Source organism: Massilia genomosp. 1 (assembly GCF_011682185.1).
Classification (GTDB): domain Bacteria; phylum Pseudomonadota; class Gammaproteobacteria; order Burkholderiales; family Burkholderiaceae_D; genus Telluria_A; species Telluria_A rubra.
In genome coordinates this window covers 1-281 of the sequence record NZ_WHJF01000552.1, presented here as the reverse complement: position 1 = coordinate 281, position 281 = coordinate 1, and the positions used below count along the sequence as shown (strand labels likewise).

Here is a 281-nt window from a genome sequence, read left to right as displayed (position 1 = left end):
GCCGACGGGGTGACGATCCAGCCCTGGCCGACCGGCTGTACGTACTCGCCGCCGAAGGTATGGGCGCGGATGCCGTAGTTATCGGTGTAATAGCGGTAGTTGACGCGGCTGGTGCCGCCGGTGGCGGCGTGGTGATGGTTCCAGCGTCCCATCAGCGTGCTCTGGTTGCGCTGGCGCGGGCGGTTGTCGAACGCCTTGTACGGGTCCGAAAAATAGCCGTGGCCACGGTTGTGGGTCACGGTCAGCTGCGCCAGGTCGTTCGGTCCCATGCCCTGCGTGAC

1 protein-coding gene is annotated in these 281 nt (G+C 66.2%); it reads right to left on the bottom strand.

Features of this window, described 5'->3' with window-relative positions; all coding sequences use genetic code 11:
• A partial coding sequence (locus tag F1735_RS34855; protein WP_167241621.1) for a DUF3570 domain-containing protein occupies positions 1-281 on the bottom strand: 281 nt, incomplete at both ends.